This window comes from Bradyrhizobium sp. 192, assembly GCF_023100965.1.
In the GTDB taxonomy this organism is placed as follows: Bacteria; Pseudomonadota; Alphaproteobacteria; order Rhizobiales; family Xanthobacteraceae; genus Bradyrhizobium; species Bradyrhizobium symbiodeficiens.
This window is the reverse complement of the sequence record NZ_CP064690.1, coordinates 3,323,316-3,341,257: the sequence shown is the minus strand read 5'-3', so window position 1 is coordinate 3,341,257 and position 17,942 is coordinate 3,323,316. Positions and strand designations below refer to the sequence as shown.

Genomic DNA, 17,942 nt, shown 5'->3' with positions numbered 1-17,942 from the left:
AGGGACTTGTATGCACTCCTTGGCGGAAAGGGGCGTTCCTCTGGCGGAACGCCCAAAGACAAATCTCAGCGGCCTCTCAGATTGGGATGCCGCCCGTATATTCCTCGAAGTCGTCCGATGCGGAAGTTTCCGGTCGGCGGCCGAGCGCTTGTCGCTGTCGATCAACGCCGTGCGCCGGCGAATCGACGATTTCGAGCGCCAGACCGGCACCACACTGTTCACCCGCGACGTCCACGGCACCCATCTGACCGATGAAGGCGCGCTGGTGGTCTCCGCCGTCGAGCGCATGGAGGCCGCCACCTTCGATGTGCTGCGCGCCAGCGATTCGATGGCCAACGCCCTGTCCGGCGAGGTGCGGGTCGCCGTCACCGAGGGGCTCGGCACGTTCTGGCTCGCCCCGCGCCTGGTTGAATTCCAGCAGGCCTATCCGAAGATCCTGGTCGACCTGCATTGCGCAATGCGCTCGGCCGACGTCTCGCGCCACGAGGCCGACGTCGCGATCCATCTGTTGCGTCCCTCGGCGCTCGACATCAAGCTGGTGCGGCTCGGCCGCATGCATCTGATGTTCTGGGCCTCGGAGAAATACATCGAGAAGCATGGCGCGCCGCGCACGGCGGCGGAATTGATCAAGCATCGCCTGGTGCTGCAATTCGCCGATCAGCTCGCCGCCAAGGAAACCTTCGAGAGCTTCTTTCCCGGCGTATCGGAACGTGACCTTCTGGTCATGAAGACCAACGTCTCAAGCGCCAACTACTGGGCGGTTGCGAATGGCGCCGGCATCGGCGTCTTCCCAAGCTACGCCATCGCGCTTGGCGGGAAGTTGATTCCACTGGAGGTCGAGTTGAACCGACCGCTGGATATCTGGTTGTCCTACCATCCCGGTAGCGGCCGTATTCCGCGCGTGCGGCACATGATTGATTGGCTGATCGAAGCTTTCAGTCCGGCCCGCTTCCCGTGGTTTAAGGAAGAGTTCGTGCACCCGCATGAATTCAAGGACTCGTATATGGGCGAACCCCTGACCCAGCTCTTCGGGGGATTTTCAACCGAAGAACAAAGGTGAAAACGAAGATGAAAGCAGCGGCGAAAAGAATGAAGCAGCGCAGTGCCGGCAAGCCGGACATCGAGCTGGGCAAACGGATCCGTCTGCGGCGTGTCGAGATGAAGATCTCGCAGGCCGAACTCGGCGAGAAGCTCGGCGTCAGTTTCCAGCAGGTCCAGAAATACGAGAAGGGCGTCAATCGCGTCGGCGCGGCTCGGCTTCAGCAGATCGCCACCGCTCTCGATGTGCCCGTGACCTTCTTCTACGACGGCGACAACAAGGCCCGCGAAGTCGAGAGCCTCCTGTTCCTTGATAGCGCGTTCAGCCTCCGCCTGCTGCGCGCCTACAGCAAGATCAAGGACCAGACGGTGCAACGTCAGCTCGTCTCGCTGATGGAATCGATCGCGGCGAACGAAGCCTGAGGTCGGTCGACGGTCTGTCTTTACGACCGACCTTCAATCCGCCGCGCCACGGGGGCGCGGCCGGATTGACGAGACCCGGATTGCATGTTCTTGCGTCCGTCCTCGCCCGCGCGCTTTCCGCGTGCGACCTTTGCTTGTAGGGGCGGTCCGACCGCCCCTTTTTGTTGCCATTGGTTCCCGTCTTGCGAACGTCCCGGCACGGCCGCCATGCAATAGCGGCACAGGCGGATGCAAGCCACCTCGCCTGCCGCCGTTGACCGCGGTAACGCCCCCGCCGCACATTGCACCTTGCCAAACGACAAGCGAGCGCGCGATGCCCGACATTTCCAGCACGATCGAAACACCTTACGCCGACGGCAGGATCCTCAAGCACGCAGCCAATGGCGTCGGCGTGATCACCTTCAACAATCCCGACAGGCGCAACGCAATGTCGCTGGAGATGTGGGAGGGATTTGGCGAGGCGCTGACGGCCCTGCGCGATGACGAGACGGTGCGCGTCGTGATCCTGCGCGGTGCCGGCGGCAAGGCGTTCGTCTCCGGGGCCGACATCAGCCAGTTCGAGAAGACGCGCCATAACGCGGCGGCGTCTGAGGAATATGCCAGGCGCAGCGCCGCCCAGCGCGCGATGCTGGCCGACTATCCCAAGCCGACCATCGCCTGCATCGACGGCTATTGCCTCGGCGGCGGCATGCAGGTTGCCATGCTTGCTGACATCCGCCTCGCCTCGCATGGCAGCCAGTTCGGCATTCCCGCCGCAAAGCTCGGCATCGCCTATGGCTATGACGGCTTGAAGCATCTGGTGTCGCTCGTCGGCCCGTCCTGGGCGCGGCTTCTGATGTACACGGGCATGCGCATCGATTCCGCTGAAGCGCTGCGCATCGGCCTCGTCGAGCGCGTGTTCCCGGTCGATGAGCTCTGGGGCGAGACGATGACGATCGCCCAGACCATCTCCGAGAATGCCCCGCTCGCAATCAAGGCCGCCAAGATCACCATCGCGCAGGTACTGAAGGACGAGAGCCGGCGCGACATGGAGGCGATCAAGGCGATCGGCAATGCCTGCATGGACAGCGCCGATTTCCGCGAAGGTCGGCAAGCCTTCATGGAGAAACGCAGACCCAATTTCCAGGGGCGCTGAATCTGAACCTTCATTCAGGAAGATTAAATCCGCGTGCGGCCGCAACTAGATAGCAACCAGTTGATCCGCCGCAGGTTCTCTCGCCACCAACGAGGAAGATTGCGATGAAACTTAAGTTTGCTGTTCTCGGCCTGGCTGCCTTGGGCGGTGCGGCGCTCGCTTCGGGCTCGGCGCTCGCGGCAATGCCGAACGGCATTCCGCAGGCGGACCAGATTGCAAAGGGCCCGGCTGCTGACGTGGATCAGGTGCGCTGGGTCTGCAACCCCTGGGGCCGCTGCTTCTGGCGCCCGAACTATTATGGCGCCTACGGCTATTATGGCGGCCCGCGACGTTTCTACGGCCCGCGTCCGTGGGGCTGGGGTCACCGCCATCACCATTGGCGCCGCTGGTGAACACAAAGGGGCCTGCGGGCCCCTTTTCTTTGACTACAGCGCCGCAAGCACCGCCTTGGTGATATCCGCCGTGCCGTTGCTGCCGCCGAACTCCATCGGCTTGATGCCGCCGGCATAGACCTGATCCACCGCACGCTCGATCGTCTCGCCGGCCTCCGCCGCGCTCTCGACGCCGTGCTTGTCGGCGAGCCAATCCAGCATCATCGCCGCCGACAGGATCATGCCGGTCGGATTGGCCTTGCCCTGCCCCATGATGTCAGGCGCGGTGCCGTGGCAGGGCTGGAACACGGCGTATTTGTCGCCGATGTCGGCCGACGGCGCCATGCCGAGGCCACCAATCAGGCTCGCGGTGATGTCGGAGACGATGTCGCCGAACATGTTCTCCATCACCATCACGTCGAAATCCCAGGGACGCTTGACCAGCATGGCCGAGCAGGCGTCGACATAGAGCCGATCGGTCTTCACGGTGGGATGCTTCTTCTCGATCTCATCGAAAATGCCGCGGAAGAACGCAAACGCCTTGAACACATTCGCCTTGTCGACGCAGGTGAGCGCGCCCGGCTTGCCGCGCGCCTTGCGCCGCTCGGCGAGGCGAAACGAAAATTCGAACAGGCGCTCGGAGGTCCTGCGCGTAATCACCATGGTCTCGCGCGCATCCTCGTGGGTGACGACGCCCTTGCCCATCGAGGCGAACAGGCCTTCGGTCGATTCCCGGATCACGACGAGATCAATGCCGCGCCGGTCGGCACCGACGATCGGGCTCGGCACGCCCGGAATGAGCCGCGCGGGTCGCACGCCGGCATAGAGATCGAAGATGAAACGCAGCTCGATCTGCGGTGCGATCTCGGTATTGTCGGGGTAGCGCACCGACGGCAGGCCGCAGGCCCCGAGCAGGATGGCATCGGCCTCCTCGCACAGCTTGATGGTCGAGTCAGGCATCGATTTGCCGGTGGCGAGATAATTGTTGGCGCCGGCCGGCGCCTCGGTGAAGCGGAAGCGCAGATCCGATTTCTGCTCGATCTTGCGCAGCACCTCGACGGCCGGCGCCATGACTTCGGGACCGATGCCGTCACCGGCGAGCACGGCAATGTGGAAGGCGTTGTTTGCGGACATGGGCGGCCTCGAGGAAGGGGTTAGTCGTCATTGCGAGGAACTCGCGACAAGATTGCGTAGCAATCTTGCGCTGATGCGACGAAGCAATCCAGACTCCGCGGAGGGATTTCTGGATTGCTTCGCTGCGTTCGCAATGACCGCGGAGAGAACCGTTGCTACGGCGTCAGCACCGTGCGCCCGACCACCGCGCCCCGCTGCAATTGCACCAGCGCCTCGTTGGCCTTGGCGAGCGGAGCCGTCGTCACCGGGATCGGCGGCACCTTCTTGGTGCGAACGAGATCGAGCAATTCCTGCGTCTCGCGCAGGTTGCCGACATAGCTGCCCTGAATCGTGATCGCCTTGATCGGAATCAGCGGCAGCGCCCAGGTCGCCCCGCCGCCGAACAGGCCGACGATGACGAGCTTGCCGCCCTTGGTCAGGCAGTCGAATCCAAGTTGCGTCGTCGCGGCATTGCCGACGAGGTCGATCACGGCGCGGATCGGCCCGCCCACCTTTTTCGCCAACTGCTCCAGCGCATCCGGCGCCTTGGGATCGACGGTGGCGAGCGCGCCGGCCTTTTCCGCAGCCTCGCGCTTCCTGGCATCGATATCGACCATGACCGCGCCCTTGCCGCCCATCGCCTTGAGCAGCGTCAGCGCCATCAGGCCGAGACCGCCGGCACCGAACATCACGATCGGGGTGTCGAAATGCTGCTCGACCTTCTTCAGCGCACTGTAGGTGGTGACACCCGAACAGGCATAAGGCGCGGTCGTCGCGGGATCGAGCCCTTTCAGGTTAAGCAGGTAGCGCGGATGCGGCACCAGCATGTGGTCGGAATAGCCGCCGTCGCAATAAACGCCGAGCGAGCGCGGCGTCAGGCACATATTCTCATCGCCGGCCAGGCACGTCGCACACTTGCCGCAACCGATCCAGGGATAGACGAGGCCGACATCGCCGAGCTTGAGGTCGCCCTGGTCGGTCGATTTCACGTCGGGACCGAACGCCAGGATTTCGCCGACCGTCTCGTGCCCCATGGTCAGCGGGAGATTGATGCCGCGGTCCTTCAACGACAATGGCTTGCGGCCATGGCCGAGATCGTAGCCGCCTTCCCAGATGTGGAGGTCGCTGTGGCAGACGCCGGCCGCCTTCACCTTGATCAGCACCTGCGTGCCGGACGGCTGCGGCGTGGCCTCGTCGAACTCTTGCAGCGGCGCCTTGAAATCGGCAACCTTGAAACTCTTCATCGGCGTCCTCCCGGCATGCTTCTTGTCGCCGCGCCACCATGCCATGGCCGGCAAGGCGAGACAAACCGGTCTTAGTTCAGGCCAGCGGATGATGGCAAGCCGCGAACTGGCCGGGTGCGACTTCGCGCAACTCCGGTATCTCCGCGCTGCATCGCTGGTCGGCGCGCGGACAGCGGGTGCGGAAGCGGCAGCCGGACGGCGGCGCAATCGGGGATGGCGGCTCACCGGCCGCCACACTCTCGGCGGGACGCACATCCGGATCGGGCACCGGGATCGCCTGCAACAAGAGCCCGGTATAGGGATGTGCGGGATTTGCGAACAATTGCTCCGAAGGGCCGACCTCGCAGAGCCGGCCGAGATACATCACCGCGACGCGGTCGCTGACCGCTTTGACCACCGCGAGATCATGCGCGATGAACAGCAGCGTCAGGCCGAAGCGCGCTTTCATCTCCTCCAGCAAATTGAGGATCTGCGCGCGGATGGAGACGTCCAGCGCCGAGACCGGCTCGTCGCAGACGATGAACTCGGGGTTGAGCACCAGCGACCGCGCGATGCAGATGCGCTGGCACTGCCCGCCCGAGAATTCGTGCGGTAGGCGGCCCGCCACGAGATCAGGATCGAGCCCGACCGCAGAGAGCACCTCGTGAACCCTGCGCTTGCGCTCGGCGGCATCCTTGACGCCGGCAATGATCAGCGGCTCGGCCACGATGTCGCCGATACGGCGGCGCGGATTGAGCGAGGCAATCGGATCCTGGAAAATGAGCTGCACGCGGCGGCGCATCTTGCGTAGCGCCTCGCCCTCCATCGCGGTGAGGTCCTCGCCGTCGAACAGCACGCGGCCGGATTTGGCGCGGCGGAGTTGCAGCACCGCGCGCCCCAGCGTCGACTTGCCGCAGCCGGATTCGCCGACGAGACCCAGCGTCTCGCCGCGCGCGACCGCAAGGCTGACACCGGAAACCGCGTGCACCGTCTTGTTGCCGAGACCATATTCGACGACGAGATTATCGACGCTCAGGAGCGGCTCGGCGCGCACGGCAAGCTGCATCATGCGCCGATTCCTTCCGCCATCTGGATCGGGTGGAAGCAGGCATAGAGATGATCAGGCATCTCGGCGCTCGTCAGGCCGGGCTTGGCCTCATGACAACGGCTGGCGGCATAGCGGCAGCGCGGTGCGAAGGAGCAGCCACGCAGCGGCCGTGTCGGATCGGGCGGGCGGCCGGAGATCGCAGGCAGCGGCGTATGCGGCGCGGTCTCCAGCTTCGGGATCGCCGCCAACAGCGCCTCGGTGTAGGGCATGTGCATCCGCTTGAACAACGCCCGCGTCGGCGCGCGCTCCACCACCCTGCCCGCATACATCACCGCGACCTCGTCGGCGCGGCCGGCGACCACGCCGAGATCGTGGGTGATGATGATCATGGCCATGTGGCGGCGGCGCTGCTCGCGCGCGAGCAGATCGAGGATCTGCGCCTGGATGGTCACGTCGAGCGCGGTGGTCGGCTCGTCCGCGATCAAGAGCTTCGGCTCGCAGGACAGCGCGATCGCTATCGCGATACGTTGGCGCATGCCACCGGAGCATTGATGCGGATATTGCGCGAGCCGCTGCTCCGGCGCCGGAATTCCGACAGCCGCCAGCAGCTCGATGCTGCGCTTCCGTGCTTCCGGAGCATCGAGCTCGAGATGCTCCTGGATCGTCTCGATCAGCTGCGTGCCGATGGTCAGCACCGGGTTGAGCGAGGTCATGGGGTCCTGGAATACGACGGCAAGGTCGCGCCCCCGCAAGCGACGCAGGCTTTCCGAGGGAAGCCGCACCAGGTCCTGTCCCTCGAACATCACGCGTCCGGTGAGCTTTGCCTTCTTCGGCAAGAGCTGAAGCACCGCACGCGACAGCATGGTCTTGCCGCAGCCGGATTCGCCGACGATGCCGAGCGTGCGCCCCGCATCGAGCGACAGATCGACATGGTCGACCGCACGCAAATTGCCGCGCGGCGTCGGCAGATCGACCGCGACGCCTTCGATGGTCAGCAGCGGAGTGCTCACAGCGCCCCCTGACGCGGGTCGGTCAGTGCCCGCAGGGTATCGCCGACCAGATTGAAGGCAAGCACGGTCAGGAACAGCGCCGCCGCGGGCAGAAAGGCCAGCCGCGGCGCGACGTCGAGGCTCTCGCGCCCCTCCCCGATCATGCTGCCCCAGCTCGCCATCGGCGGCGGCACGCCGAGACCGAGGAAGGACAGCGCGCCCTCGACCACGATGGTGACGGCAACGCCGAGCAGAAAGAAGGCCAGCAGCGGCAGGATCACGTTCGGCAACAGCTCGCGCAACAGGATGCGCGCATGGCTGGCACCGAGCGCCTCGGCTGCGATCACGAATTCCCGCCGCGCCAACGTCAGCGTCGCCGCCCGCGCCACCCGCATGAAGGCGGGAATGCCGAGCACGCCGAGGATCAAGGTGAGGTTGGCAATGGACTGGCCGAGATAGGCAACGACGGCGAGCGCGAAGATCAGCGGCGGAAAGGCGAGCAGCACGTCCATGCTGCCGACCACCAGCGTCTCGAACCGGCCGCGGAAATAGCCGGCGAGCAGGCCGAGCGCGCCGCCGAGCGTGAGGCCGATCATCGGCGCGATCAGCCCGACCGTCAGCGACACCCGCGCGCCAAATATCAGCCGGGCGAACTCGTCGCGGCCGAGCCCGTCGGTACCGAGCCAATGCTCGGTGGAGAACGCCGCGCGGCGCTCCAGCATGTCCATGTCGACAGGGTTCTGCAGCGGCAGCACTGGCGCGAGCATCGCGAGCAAAAGGATGATCGCGACCCAGGCGCTGGCGAGCCAGAACAGCAGGCCGAGCCTACGCTTGCGGCCGACGGGCACAGGCGCCGCCTCCTCCTGCATCGAGAGCTCAAGCGTGGCCATGGCGGATCCTGGGGTCGAGCACGGCGTAGAGCATGTCGACGATGAAATTCACGATGACGAAGCCGCAGGCAACCAGCAGCACAACGCCCTGGAGGATGACGAGGTCGCGGGTGTAGATCGCCCCGACCAGGAGCCGGCCGATGCCGGGCAGCGCGAAGATCGACTCCACGATCAGCGTGCCGCCGAGCAGACGGCCGATATTGATGCCCGTCACCGTCACCAGCGTCAGCGACGACGGCTTGAGCGCATGCACGAACAGGATGCGCGCAGGCTTGAGACCCTTGGCCTTGGCGAGCGCGATATAGTCCTCCTGCAAGGTCGCGATCATGTCGGAGCGTAGCACCCGCATGATCCCAGGCCATTCCGCCAGCGCCAGCGTCAGCGCCGGCAGCACGAAGAAGCGCAGATTGTTGAACGGTTCCTCGGTGAACGGCACATAGCCGGTCGCCGGCAGCCAATGCAGCTCGACCGCAAACAGGTAGATCAAGAGGATCGCCACCAGGAAGGACGGCATCGACAACATGGCAAAAGCACTGCCGGTCATGACGCGGTCGAACGCACCGCCGGCACGCGCCGCGCAGGCGATCGCAACCGGGACGCCGATCATCAGCCCGATGAACTCGGCCATCAGCATCAATTCGAGCGAGACCGGAATGCGCTCGGCGACCGCCTGCAACACCGTCTGCCCGGTGCGAAACGAGCGGCCGAGATCGCCTTGCAGGACGTGGCCGAGCCAGCTCAGATAACGCCACCACAGCGGCTGATCGAGCCCCATGTCACGGCGCAGCGCCGCGACATTCTCCGGCGTCGCCTGATCGCCGAGGATCACGAGGGCGAGATCGCCCGGCAGCAGCGAGGCGATCAGGAATGTCAGCAGCGAGACGGCAAGCAGAACCGGGAGGATGGCAAGCAGCCGGCGAACGACGAAGTTCAGCATCGCGGCGTCATTCCAGCCAGGTCCTCGAGACGTCGATCACGCCGTTGTAGATCTTCGGAAAGCCCTTCAGCCTGGCGCTCGACAGCGCGTAATAGGTGTTCTGAAAGGTCCAGAACCAGATGGCTTCCTTGTTGATCAGGCGGCTTATGGCGCAGTAATCCTCGATGCGCTGGCTGAGATCGGCCGTGACGCGCGCGTGGTCCAGCAGCTTGTCGAGCTCGGGATTCGAGAAGCCGGCGAGCGCCAGCGGGCTGCCGGTGCGGAAATTCGCGTACATCTGCGGATCGGGATCGGCGAGATCGACGATGCGCCACGGCGTCATCTGGAACTGGCGGGTGAAGGCGCGCGACGGAATGGTGGCCTGGTCGACCTGCTCGATCTCCATGTTGGCCCCGACACGCTTCCAGAATTGCTGGAGCACCTGGCCGACCACGCGGCCGCGCGGCGTCGCGGTCACCAGCATCTTGAACTCGACCGGCTTGCCGTAGTCCTTGATCAGCGCCTTGGCCTTCTCGACGTCGAACGGCAGCGCGCCGTCGTCCTTGCATTTGACCCAGGAGCCGTCGCCATAGGGATTGCTGGCGGGCCGGCTCAGGCCGTTGCTGATCGCCTGCGACATTTTCGGACGATCGATCGCCATCACCAGCGCCTGTCGCACGCGGACGTCGTCGAACGGCGCGACCTTGGTGTTGAAGGCGTAGACCGCAGCGCCCGAGCCCTTATAGGTGTGAACGGTGAGCTTGGGGTCCTTCTGCGCCTTCAGGATGTTGTCGGCGTCGGCCTCGTCGTCCCAGATGATGTCGGCCTCGCCCGACTGCAGCGAGGCGAAGCGCGACTGGGCGTCGGGCAACGGCTTCAGGACGATGCGGTCGAGATAGGGCCGGCCCTTGTCCCAGTAATTGGGATTCTTCTCCAGCACCATGCGGTCGCCGGCGGTCCAGGATTTCAGGATGTAGGGCCCGGTGCCGACGGGGTTGCGGTTGTAATCGTCACCCTTGGTCTTCCAGGCGGTCGGCGAATGAATGACGTTGTTCTGGCTCTGGATCGTGATGGTCGCCGGCAGGTTCACCGAGGGATCGGTGAGCTTGTAGACGATCGTGGTGTCGTCCGGCGCCAGTACCTCCTTGACGTTGGTGATGTAGAAGGCGCAGCGACACTTGTTGGCCGGGTCCTTCTGCCGGTCGAAATTCTCCTTGAAGGCCTGCGCATTGAACGGCGTGCCGTCGTGGAATTTCACGCCCTCGCGCAGCTTGAAGGTCCAGCTCATGTAATCGTCGGAATGGGTCCAGGACACCGCGAGCTTTGGCGCGGCCTCGCCCTTGTCGTCCAGCGTCGTCAGCGTGTCGAAGATGGCGGCGGCCGCGGTGAAGGTGGAGGTGTCGTAGACGCCGACCTTGAGCGGATCGAAGCCGGCGATCTCCAGCTCCTGACCGACGGTGATACCGCCGCCAGACTTCTGCGCCTGTGCGGGCCCGGCCAGCGGAAGAAGAGCAAATGCCGCAACAAGGAAAATCGGCGCGTGTTTGCGCGCCGCAGCAGCCATCTTCGTCATGGTTCCTCCCCGGATCCCTCGTCCGATGTTTCGGATCGCTGAATGACTGGGAGCGAGATTGGCGACAAAAGCGCGCCACGGCAAGAGGAACGCGCGACAGATCACACGCCGCACGTGCGGCACAATGGTGCTCAGCCTGTCGCGGCAGTTTTGCCTGTCGGAATTGACGCGTCCTCGGCGAGGCCGATCTCGTCGCGCAGCGCGTCCGTATGCTCGCCGAGCACGGCCATCGTCTTGGCCGGCGTGATATCGGCGCCCGACATCCGGAACGGCAGGTTGAGCACCTGAAAGGAGCCGCCCTCGTCGTGCACGGATGAGAGCGCCTGCCTGTGCGCGAGCTGCGGATCGGCCAGCGCCTCGGACACGGTGCGATAGGCAGAGGCTGGCACGCCGGCCGCGCCGAGCGCGACAAGACAGGCATCGGTCGTGAGCTGCCGCGACCAGGTTTCGACGCCGTCCATCACCTCCGCCCAATTGTCGCGGCGCGCGGCATAGGCGGCAAAGCGCGGATCGGAGATCCATTCGGGGCGGCCGATCACCTGCATCAGGGCCTGGAACGTCTTCTCGCTGGCGACCGTGATCATGACGTAGCCGCTTGCCGTCTCGGTCGGCCCGAACATCGGGCGCGGCGGCGGCTTCACGTCGAATTGCGCGCCCTGCAATTCGGTCAGCGTCAGTGACAGCATCGATTCCAGCATGGAGACGTCGATGTGCTGGCCGAGGCCGGTCACGCTGCGCTGATAGAGCGCGGACGCGATCGCGCCGAAGCCATAGGTGCCGGTGAGGACGTCGGCGTGATAGATGCCGCAATAATCGGGGCGGCTACGGCCGGGCTGGTAGGCCAGATGCGCCATGTCGTAGCCGGAGGCGGCATGGATCACCGGGGCATAGGCCGGAAGCTCGGCCGAGGGGCCGGTCTGGCCGTAACCCGAGATCGAGCAATAGATCAGCTTCGGGTTGACCTGACGCATGCTGTCGTAGTCGAGGCGCAACCGGCGCATCACGCCGGGGCGGAAATTCTCCACCAGGACGTCGGCGGTCGCGGCCAGCCGGCGCACCGCCTCCTTGCCGTCTTCGGACTTGAGGTCGAGCACCACGCTCTTCTTGCCGACATTGAGCTGCCCAAACGCGGTGCTGCACCCTTTGCGCAACGGTGGCCGGGTCCGCATCGTCTCCCCACCGTCGGTCTCGATCTTGATGACCTCGGCACCCATGTCGGCAAGCATCCGCGCGCAGTGAGGACCGGCGATGGTGGTCGAAAAATCCAGGACCCGCAGTCCCGCGAAGGCTTTTGTCGTCGTCCCCTCCTGCTTATCTGCTAGCTGCATGCCTGCTCACGTCCTTGGGGCTCTTAGGAACTCTCGAAGTTCTCTGTCGTTGATGCGGCGACCCTAAAGGGCGGCGGCCGAGTAGGAAAGTGTTTACCGAACCGACGCACCGCGTGGGTAAGCTTTAAGAAATTCCAGGACAACTGGACCCGTTCTTGCATAGCCACAAACGGGATCGACAGAGGGCAGCTGTTCTTGAGGGTCTTGTTCGTTACCACTGAGATGGACGACTTCGTCCGCGTCGGCGGACTCGGCGCGGTTTCCGCGGCCCTGCCCCGTGCCCTTCGTCCCTTTGCCGATATCCGGATCATGCTGCCCGGCTATCGCGACATCATCGAGCAACTCACTCATATTCAGATCGTCGGCCGCTGCCCGGCCTTCGCGGAGATGCCGGCCTGTTCGCTTGGACGGGCCGCGACCAAGGACGGCCTACCGGTCTACGTGCTGTTGTGCTCACAACTCTACGACCGGCCCGGCAATCCCTATGGCGACGAGGCCGGGCGCGACTGGCCTGACAATGACATCCGCTTCGCGCGCTTTGCCTCGGCGGCCGCTGAACTCGCCATGGGCAAGCTGGACAAGAATTGGGCAGCGGACCTGGTTCATGCCAACGACTGGCAGGCTTCGCTCGTGCCGGCCTACCTCGCCTGGCGCGGCGCTAAAGTCCCGTCGATCCTGACCATCCATAACCTCGCCTATCAGGGCCTCTTCCCGAAGGACTCGCTGCGGCGAATTGGCATACCCGAGAGCTCCTTTCATATCGACGGCGTCGAGTTCTACGACAAGCTCTCCTTCCTCAAGGCCGGCCTCGTCTACGCCTCGCACCTCACCACCGTCAGCGGCACCTATGCGCGCGAGATCACCACGGCCGAATTCGGCTGCGGCCTTGAGGGCCTGCTCCGCCTGCGCTCGGACGCGTCGGAGCTCACCGGCATCCTCAACGGCATCGACGAGAGCTGGGACCCGCGCTCCTGCGCCCAGCTTGCCCAGCAGTTCGGCGCCGGCGATTGGGTCGGCAAGAGGGCCAATGCGGATTACGTGCGCAAGCAGTTCGGCTTGGCGGTGTCGCGAGGCCCGATGTTCGGCATCGTCGCGCGCCTCGTGCACCAAAAGGGCATCGACCTCGTGCTGTCGGCGGCCGACGAGATCGTCGATGCCGGCGGGCAGATCGTGGTCACCGGCTCCGGCGAGCCGGCGCTGGAGCAGGCCTTGATCGACGCGCATCGCCGCCGCCCCGACGCCATCGGCGTGGTGATCGGCTTCAACGACGCCCAGGCGCGCCGCATCTTCGCCGGCAGCGACTTCACCCTGATGCCCTCGCGCTTCGAGCCGTGCGGCCTAAGCCAGATGTATGCCCAGCGTTTCGGCTCGCTGCCGATCGGGCACCAGACCGGCGGCCTCGCCGAGACCATCACCGACGGCGAGACCGGCTTCCTGTTCTCGAGGCCCTCGCGCGAGTCATTCCTCGGCGGCGTCCGCCGCGCCTTCTCCGCCTTCATGGCACAGGATCAGCTCGACACCATGCGCCGAAGCGCCATGGGACGCTCGTTTTCCTGGAGCATCTCAGCGGGCAGCTACAACGCGCTGTACCGCAAGCTTGCAGCGGTGTGAGCCGCGACAGCAGGGCAACCTCATTCCGCAGCCTCCGGCATCTCGTCCATGTGCTCGTGCAGCACGACACCCGATAGCGGGTCAAACTCGCCGATCCAGGGCTTGCGCGCGATCACGGACTTCGTGTGAGCATAACCGGCGTGCCAGCGCCGCGTGATCCCTGACGGGCTGAAGTCGATATCCTTGGTATGAGTCTCGCGATCGAGCTGCGGCGCCAGCAGCCGCACCACGTGCATGCGGGTCGGACAGCCATAGCTGGTCAGCTCCCTCACCGCGGCATCGCTGCGCTCGCTCTCGGGCAATCGTGCCGCGAGCTGGTTGATGACATGGCGCAACCGATGGGTCTGCTGCTGGCGCGCGATCTGGCTCGCGATCCGGCTGGAATACATCACGTCCTTGTGCCTGTTGAGCACCTCCGCCATCGTGGTCGGCTCGACGCCGACGGGATTCCACAGGTGCACGGAGAAGATCAGCGAATCCCTGCGCGGATTGTCGTCGAACACCGCTTCCGTCGGCGTGTTGGAGAGGATGCCGCCGTCCCAATAGAGCTCGCCGTCAATACGCACCGCCGGAAAAGCCGGCGGCAATGCGCCGGAGGCCATGACATGTTTCACCGTCAGCACGCCGTCGCGGCTGTCGAAATAGCGCATTTGGCTGGTCCCGACATGAGCCGCACCGACAGTCAGCCGCGGCGCGCAGCGATTGGCCAGATGGAAATCGACCAGCTCGCTCAGCGTCTTCTCCAGCGGAGCAGTCGAATAGAAGCCGGCGTGGTCGGTGCCCAGCGGATAGGAATCCCCGGCGTGCGCCAGCGGATTGGGACGGAAAAAACCGGGAATGCCGTGCGTCACGGCCGACCAATAGGCCAGCTTCTCGTTGAAGCCGGGAAACGCGGCGCGCCAGTCCCAGACCGGCTTCTGCTCCATCCGCTGCCAGAACTCTCTCAAGCGCGCGAGGCGATTCTCCGGCGCGTTGCCCGCAATGAGGCTTGCATTGATCGCGCCGATCGAGGTGCCAATGATCCAGTCCGGCTCGATGCCGGCTTCGTGCAGCGCCTGGTAAACGCCGGCCTGGTACGAGCCAAGCGCGCCGCCCCCCTGAAGCACGAGGACGACCTGCCCCGGTAGATCCGTGGCCGTGCTTCGCGTGTTGTCCTGCGTACCGCTCATGGTTCGCTCCTGATCAGCCTGCAATACCCGGATGTTCGCGGTGGGCGACGACTTGTTGCTGCGCCGGCCCATGTTAATGCGCAGTCCAGCCGCCGTCGACCGGCAGCGCAACCCCTGTGATCGAAGCGGCAGCATCCGTCGACAGGAACACCGTCAGCGCGCCCAGTTCCTCGACCGTGGCAAAGCGCTTGTTCGGCTGCTGCGCGAGCAGCACGTCGCGGATTACCTGGTCGCGGGAAATGCCGTGCGCCTTGGCCTGCCCGTCGATCTGCGCTTCGACCAGCGGCGTCGAGACGTAGCCGGGACAGACCGCATTGCAGGTGATGCCGTCCTCCGCGGTCTCCAGCGCCGTGACTTTCGTCAGGCCGACGATGCCGTGCTTGGCGGCGACATAGGCCGCCTTGAACGGCGAGCCGACCAGGCCGTGCGCGGAGGCGATGTTGATGATCCGGCCAAAACGGTTCTGGCGCATCGCGGGTAGCGCGAGCCGCGTCGTGTGGAAGGCCGAAGTCAAATTGATGGCGAGAATCTGCTCCCATTTCTCGACCGGAAACTGCTCGAGCGGCGCGACATGCTGGATGCCGGCATTGTTGATGAGGATGTCGAGCCGGCCGGCCTGGGCGATGGTCGCCGCGATCATCTCGGCAATCGACTTTGGCCTCGTCATGTCGGCCGGAGAGTAGCTCGCCTTGACGCTGAACTCGGCGGCGATCTGCTCCCGCGTCCGGCCGATATCGGCGGCAACGCCGAGGCCGTTCAACACGATGTCGGCGCCGGCCGCCGCCAGCGCACGTGCAATGCCGAGGCCGATACCGCTGGTCGAGCCCGTGACCAGCGCCACCTTGCCGGCCAGCGCGCGTGCGGGCTGAGATGTCTGCAGCTTCAGCGGTATGTTCATGACCTGGTCCTCGTTGGCGATGGCTGGACTTCCAGCTTTCGCAGACCCTGGAGGATCGGCGGCCCGAACGGAAATACCGGCTGGCTTCCGAATCCATAGGCGCGCGCTATTGCGGGTGGGATGTCATTCGCCGGTTCGATCCGATAGGATCGCCCTATCTTGCCGGGAGCCGATCCATGGAAATGCACCAGGTCCGCTATTTCCTCGCGGTGGCGCAGCTGCTCAATTTCACGCGCGCGGCCGAGGAGTGCAACGTCACACAGCCCTCGCTGACGCGCGCGATCAAGCAGCTCGAGGCCGAGCTCGGCGGCGACCTGTTTCGCCGCGAGCGGCCGGCGGCGCAACTCACCGAGCTCGGCCAGCGCATGCATCCGCTCCTGAAGCAGTGTTTCGACGCCGCCGCCGGCGCGCGCTCGCTCGCCTCCTCGTTCAAAAGCGGTGAGGTAGGCGCGCTCCGCATCGCGCTGACGCATTCGATCGATCTCGCACTGCTCATTCCCCATCTCAACGAGATCAGGCGGCAGTTCAACCGGCTCGAATTGCGCTTCCTGCGCGGGACCAGCCGCGAGGTCGGCGATTTCCTCAAGAAGGGCGAAGCCGAGCTCGGCATCGCCGCCGAGATCGACGAGGCCTGGAACCGGCTCGACGCCTGGCCACTGTTCACCGAGAGCTTCGATCTCGTCGTTGGCGACGGACACCGGCTGGCCGGCCGCAGCACGATCGAACTGGAGGATTTGCGCTCGGAGCAATTGCTGAACCGGACTTACTGCGAGCACGCGCGCCGCATCTCCGTAAGCCTGCGCGAGCACGGCATCGAGCATGGCCACGAGATCTCGAGCGAGCGCGACCTGATCGAGTTGGTCGAAGCCGACATCGGCGTTGCCATGGTGCCGCATACCTCGCCCCTGCCGCAGACACTGACGCGCGCCGCCGTCGCCGGGCTGGACGCCCGCCGCACCGTCAGCCTCTACGGGGTGGCCGGACGGCAACGCACGGCGGTGGCCAACGCCGTGATGCGCATGCTGCGCGGCGCCGACTGGCGCGAGATTGCGGGGTAGCGGGGAGGACGATCGGCTCTTCCCCTCTCCTCTTGCGGGAGAAGGCAGAAAGCGCGAGCGCTCAGTTCTCTCTGCCCGCACTCTCCAGCGCCGCGAGCAGGTCATCGATCTCCATGCGCTTACGGAAATCGGGATCGACGAAGCGAGCTGTCACGATGCCGTCGCGACCGACCACGAAAACGGCCGGGATCGGCAGCACCCAGCCGTCATTGCCGTGGAATCTCGCCATGTCCTGATAGGACAACAGGCTCTGGATCTCGGCGCCGAGCCAGATCGCAAGATTGAGCGAAAGCGCATAGCCGTTGTCGAGGTCAGTTAAAATCGGAAACGGCGCGCCGGACTCGGCCTTGAGTAGCCCGGTATATTCCTGCGTCTCCGGCATCACCGCGACGACCTGTGCCCCCATGGCCTTGATGCGATCGAGCGCCTGGACCACGGCGCGGACGTTCAGCCGGCAATAGGGACACCAATGGCCGCGGAAGAACATCACGGCGAGCGGACCACGCTCCAGCAGCGACGGTAGCGTGACGAGACGCCCGGCCTCGTCCGGCAGCATGAATCGCGGCATCGCATCGCCCGGGCGCGGCGCGGACTCGCCACCGCCGTTGCCGCCCAATCTCGCCACCAGGCGATCGACGGCCTCGCCATAGGCCGGAAACACGGCACGGCTGGCATCCGCATAGGCGCGGAGCTGTTCGTTCAGCGTGCCGTCCATGTCACGGCAGCGCTGGAAGGCAAGCCTGAGCTGTTCGGCGTTGGCGGGCGAGAGAGCTGTCATCTTCTGCTCCGGCATTTCCTGGGGAATATTAGTTTCCGGGTTCGGCCGCCCGCAAGGGGCGGCCGCGATGCCAGGACCCGTTCAGTTCACGTAGAAATTGCCGGTCGGATCGAGCCGTCCCGAGGTGTAGTACAGCGATCCGTTGTCCATGAAGAAGACGGTGTTGTCGGGCACCTTCTTGGCGCTCTTCATCATGGCCTCGTGGTTCTTCTCGGCAGGGGCCATGGCCATCGCTGACATCTTGCCGGGGCCGCCATAGACATAGGCCATGCCGGCCTTGAAGTCCCAGGCGGCCTCCGAGAAGGCCGAGGTGGTGATGACCGCAAACGCGGCGGTGGCGATCAGGGTCTTGGATAATTTCGGCATGAGGGCTCCTCCCGA

At 65.0% G+C, this 17,942-nt stretch carries 18 protein-coding genes; 6 read left to right on the top strand and 12 right to left on the bottom strand.

Annotation, left to right across the window (positions count from 1 at the left end; translation table 11 throughout):
• The first annotated feature begins 10 nt into the window (after positions 1-10).
• The 4 genes from IVB24_RS15200 to IVB24_RS15185 all read left to right on the top strand — a co-directional run bounded on the left by IVB24_RS15200 (position 11) and on the right by IVB24_RS15185 (position 2,988).
• A complete protein-coding gene (locus IVB24_RS15200) occupies positions 11-1,060 on the top strand; it encodes a LysR family transcriptional regulator (RefSeq protein ID WP_094975411.1) in 1,050 nt (349 codons plus the stop codon).
• 29 nt (positions 1,061-1,089) lie between these two features.
• Positions 1,090-1,461, top strand: coding sequence for a helix-turn-helix transcriptional regulator (locus tag IVB24_RS15195; RefSeq protein WP_014497036.1), 372 nt, complete (start codon positions 1,090-1,092; stop codon positions 1,459-1,461).
• A gap of 313 nt (positions 1,462-1,774) precedes the next feature.
• The gene (locus IVB24_RS15190; protein WP_094975412.1) at positions 1,775-2,596 is read left to right on the top strand and encodes an enoyl-CoA hydratase; all 822 of its coding nucleotides are present in this window, start codon (positions 1,775-1,777) and stop codon (positions 2,594-2,596) included.
• A gap of 104 nt (positions 2,597-2,700) precedes the next feature.
• On the top strand, positions 2,701-2,988 hold the full coding sequence (locus IVB24_RS15185; RefSeq protein WP_247773510.1) for a hypothetical protein: 288 nt from the start codon (positions 2,701-2,703) through the stop codon (positions 2,986-2,988).
• 33 nt (positions 2,989-3,021) lie between these two features.
• Here IVB24_RS15185 and IVB24_RS15180 read toward each other — a convergent pair whose 3' ends face one another.
• The 8 genes from IVB24_RS15180 to IVB24_RS15145 form a co-directional block, all read right to left on the bottom strand.
• Positions 3,022-4,101 (bottom strand): isocitrate/isopropylmalate dehydrogenase family protein, encoded by a 1,080-nt coding sequence (locus IVB24_RS15180; RefSeq protein ID WP_247773509.1) that lies wholly within the window; start codon positions 4,099-4,101, stop codon positions 3,022-3,024.
• A gap of 155 nt (positions 4,102-4,256) precedes the next feature.
• Complete coding sequence (locus IVB24_RS15175) at positions 4,257-5,324, bottom strand: alcohol dehydrogenase (RefSeq protein ID WP_247773508.1); 1,068 nt, start codon at positions 5,322-5,324, stop codon at positions 4,257-4,259.
• A 76-nt stretch (positions 5,325-5,400) separates the two neighbouring features.
• Positions 5,401-6,372, bottom strand: coding sequence for an oligopeptide/dipeptide ABC transporter ATP-binding protein (locus IVB24_RS15170; RefSeq protein ID WP_247773507.1), 972 nt, complete (start codon positions 6,370-6,372; stop codon positions 5,401-5,403).
• Entirely contained in the window at positions 6,369-7,361 is a 993-nt protein-coding gene (locus IVB24_RS15165; protein ID WP_166474452.1) for an ABC transporter ATP-binding protein, read from the bottom strand. Before IVB24_RS15165 ends, IVB24_RS15170 begins: the two co-directional genes overlap by 4 nt.
• Complete coding sequence (locus tag IVB24_RS15160; RefSeq protein WP_247773505.1) at positions 7,358-8,230, bottom strand: ABC transporter permease; 873 nt, start codon at positions 8,228-8,230, stop codon at positions 7,358-7,360. Before IVB24_RS15160 ends, IVB24_RS15165 begins: the two co-directional genes overlap by 4 nt.
• A complete protein-coding gene (locus IVB24_RS15155) occupies positions 8,217-9,167 on the bottom strand; it encodes an ABC transporter permease (protein ID WP_247773504.1) in 951 nt (316 codons plus the stop codon). The genes IVB24_RS15160 and IVB24_RS15155 overlap by 14 nt, the downstream gene beginning before the upstream one ends.
• A gap of 7 nt (positions 9,168-9,174) precedes the next feature.
• Positions 9,175-10,719 carry an ABC transporter substrate-binding protein gene (locus IVB24_RS15150; protein ID WP_247773502.1) on the bottom strand — a complete coding sequence of 515 codons (1,545 nt, stop codon included), beginning with the start codon at positions 10,717-10,719 and terminating at the stop codon, positions 9,175-9,177.
• 131 nt (positions 10,720-10,850) lie between these two features.
• On the bottom strand, positions 10,851-12,047 hold the full coding sequence (locus tag IVB24_RS15145; RefSeq protein WP_247773500.1) for a CoA transferase: 1,197 nt from the start codon (positions 12,045-12,047) through the stop codon (positions 10,851-10,853).
• Between the two features lie 195 nt (positions 12,048-12,242).
• Here IVB24_RS15145 and glgA point away from each other — a divergent pair, with 195 nt between their 5' ends.
• Positions 12,243-13,658, top strand: a complete 1,416-nt coding sequence (gene glgA, locus IVB24_RS15140) for a glycogen synthase GlgA (protein ID WP_247773498.1) — start codon at positions 12,243-12,245, stop codon at positions 13,656-13,658.
• A 20-nt stretch (positions 13,659-13,678) separates the two neighbouring features.
• Here the strand turns inward: glgA and IVB24_RS15135 are convergent, their stop codons facing one another.
• Positions 13,679-14,827 (bottom strand): patatin-like phospholipase family protein, encoded by a 1,149-nt coding sequence (locus IVB24_RS15135; protein ID WP_247773497.1) that lies wholly within the window; start codon positions 14,825-14,827, stop codon positions 13,679-13,681.
• Positions 14,828-14,900: 73 nt separating this feature from the next.
• Complete coding sequence (locus IVB24_RS15130; protein WP_247773496.1) at positions 14,901-15,725, bottom strand: 3-hydroxybutyrate dehydrogenase; 825 nt, start codon at positions 15,723-15,725, stop codon at positions 14,901-14,903.
• Positions 15,726-15,901: 176 nt separating this feature from the next.
• Between IVB24_RS15130 and IVB24_RS15125 the strand changes: the two genes are divergently transcribed.
• Positions 15,902-16,783, top strand: coding sequence for a LysR family transcriptional regulator (locus IVB24_RS15125; protein WP_247773495.1), 882 nt, complete (start codon positions 15,902-15,904; stop codon positions 16,781-16,783).
• 61 nt (positions 16,784-16,844) lie between these two features.
• Here the strand turns inward: IVB24_RS15125 and IVB24_RS15120 are convergent, their stop codons facing one another.
• Both IVB24_RS15120 and IVB24_RS15115 read right to left on the bottom strand, forming a co-directional pair.
• Positions 16,845-17,561, bottom strand: a complete 717-nt coding sequence (locus IVB24_RS15120; protein ID WP_247773494.1) for a peroxiredoxin-like family protein — start codon at positions 17,559-17,561, stop codon at positions 16,845-16,847.
• An 81-nt stretch (positions 17,562-17,642) separates the two neighbouring features.
• Positions 17,643-17,927 carry a hypothetical protein gene (locus IVB24_RS15115; protein WP_162308438.1) on the bottom strand — a complete coding sequence of 95 codons (285 nt, stop codon included), beginning with the start codon at positions 17,925-17,927 and terminating at the stop codon, positions 17,643-17,645.
• Positions 17,928-17,942: the final 15 nt, after the last annotated feature.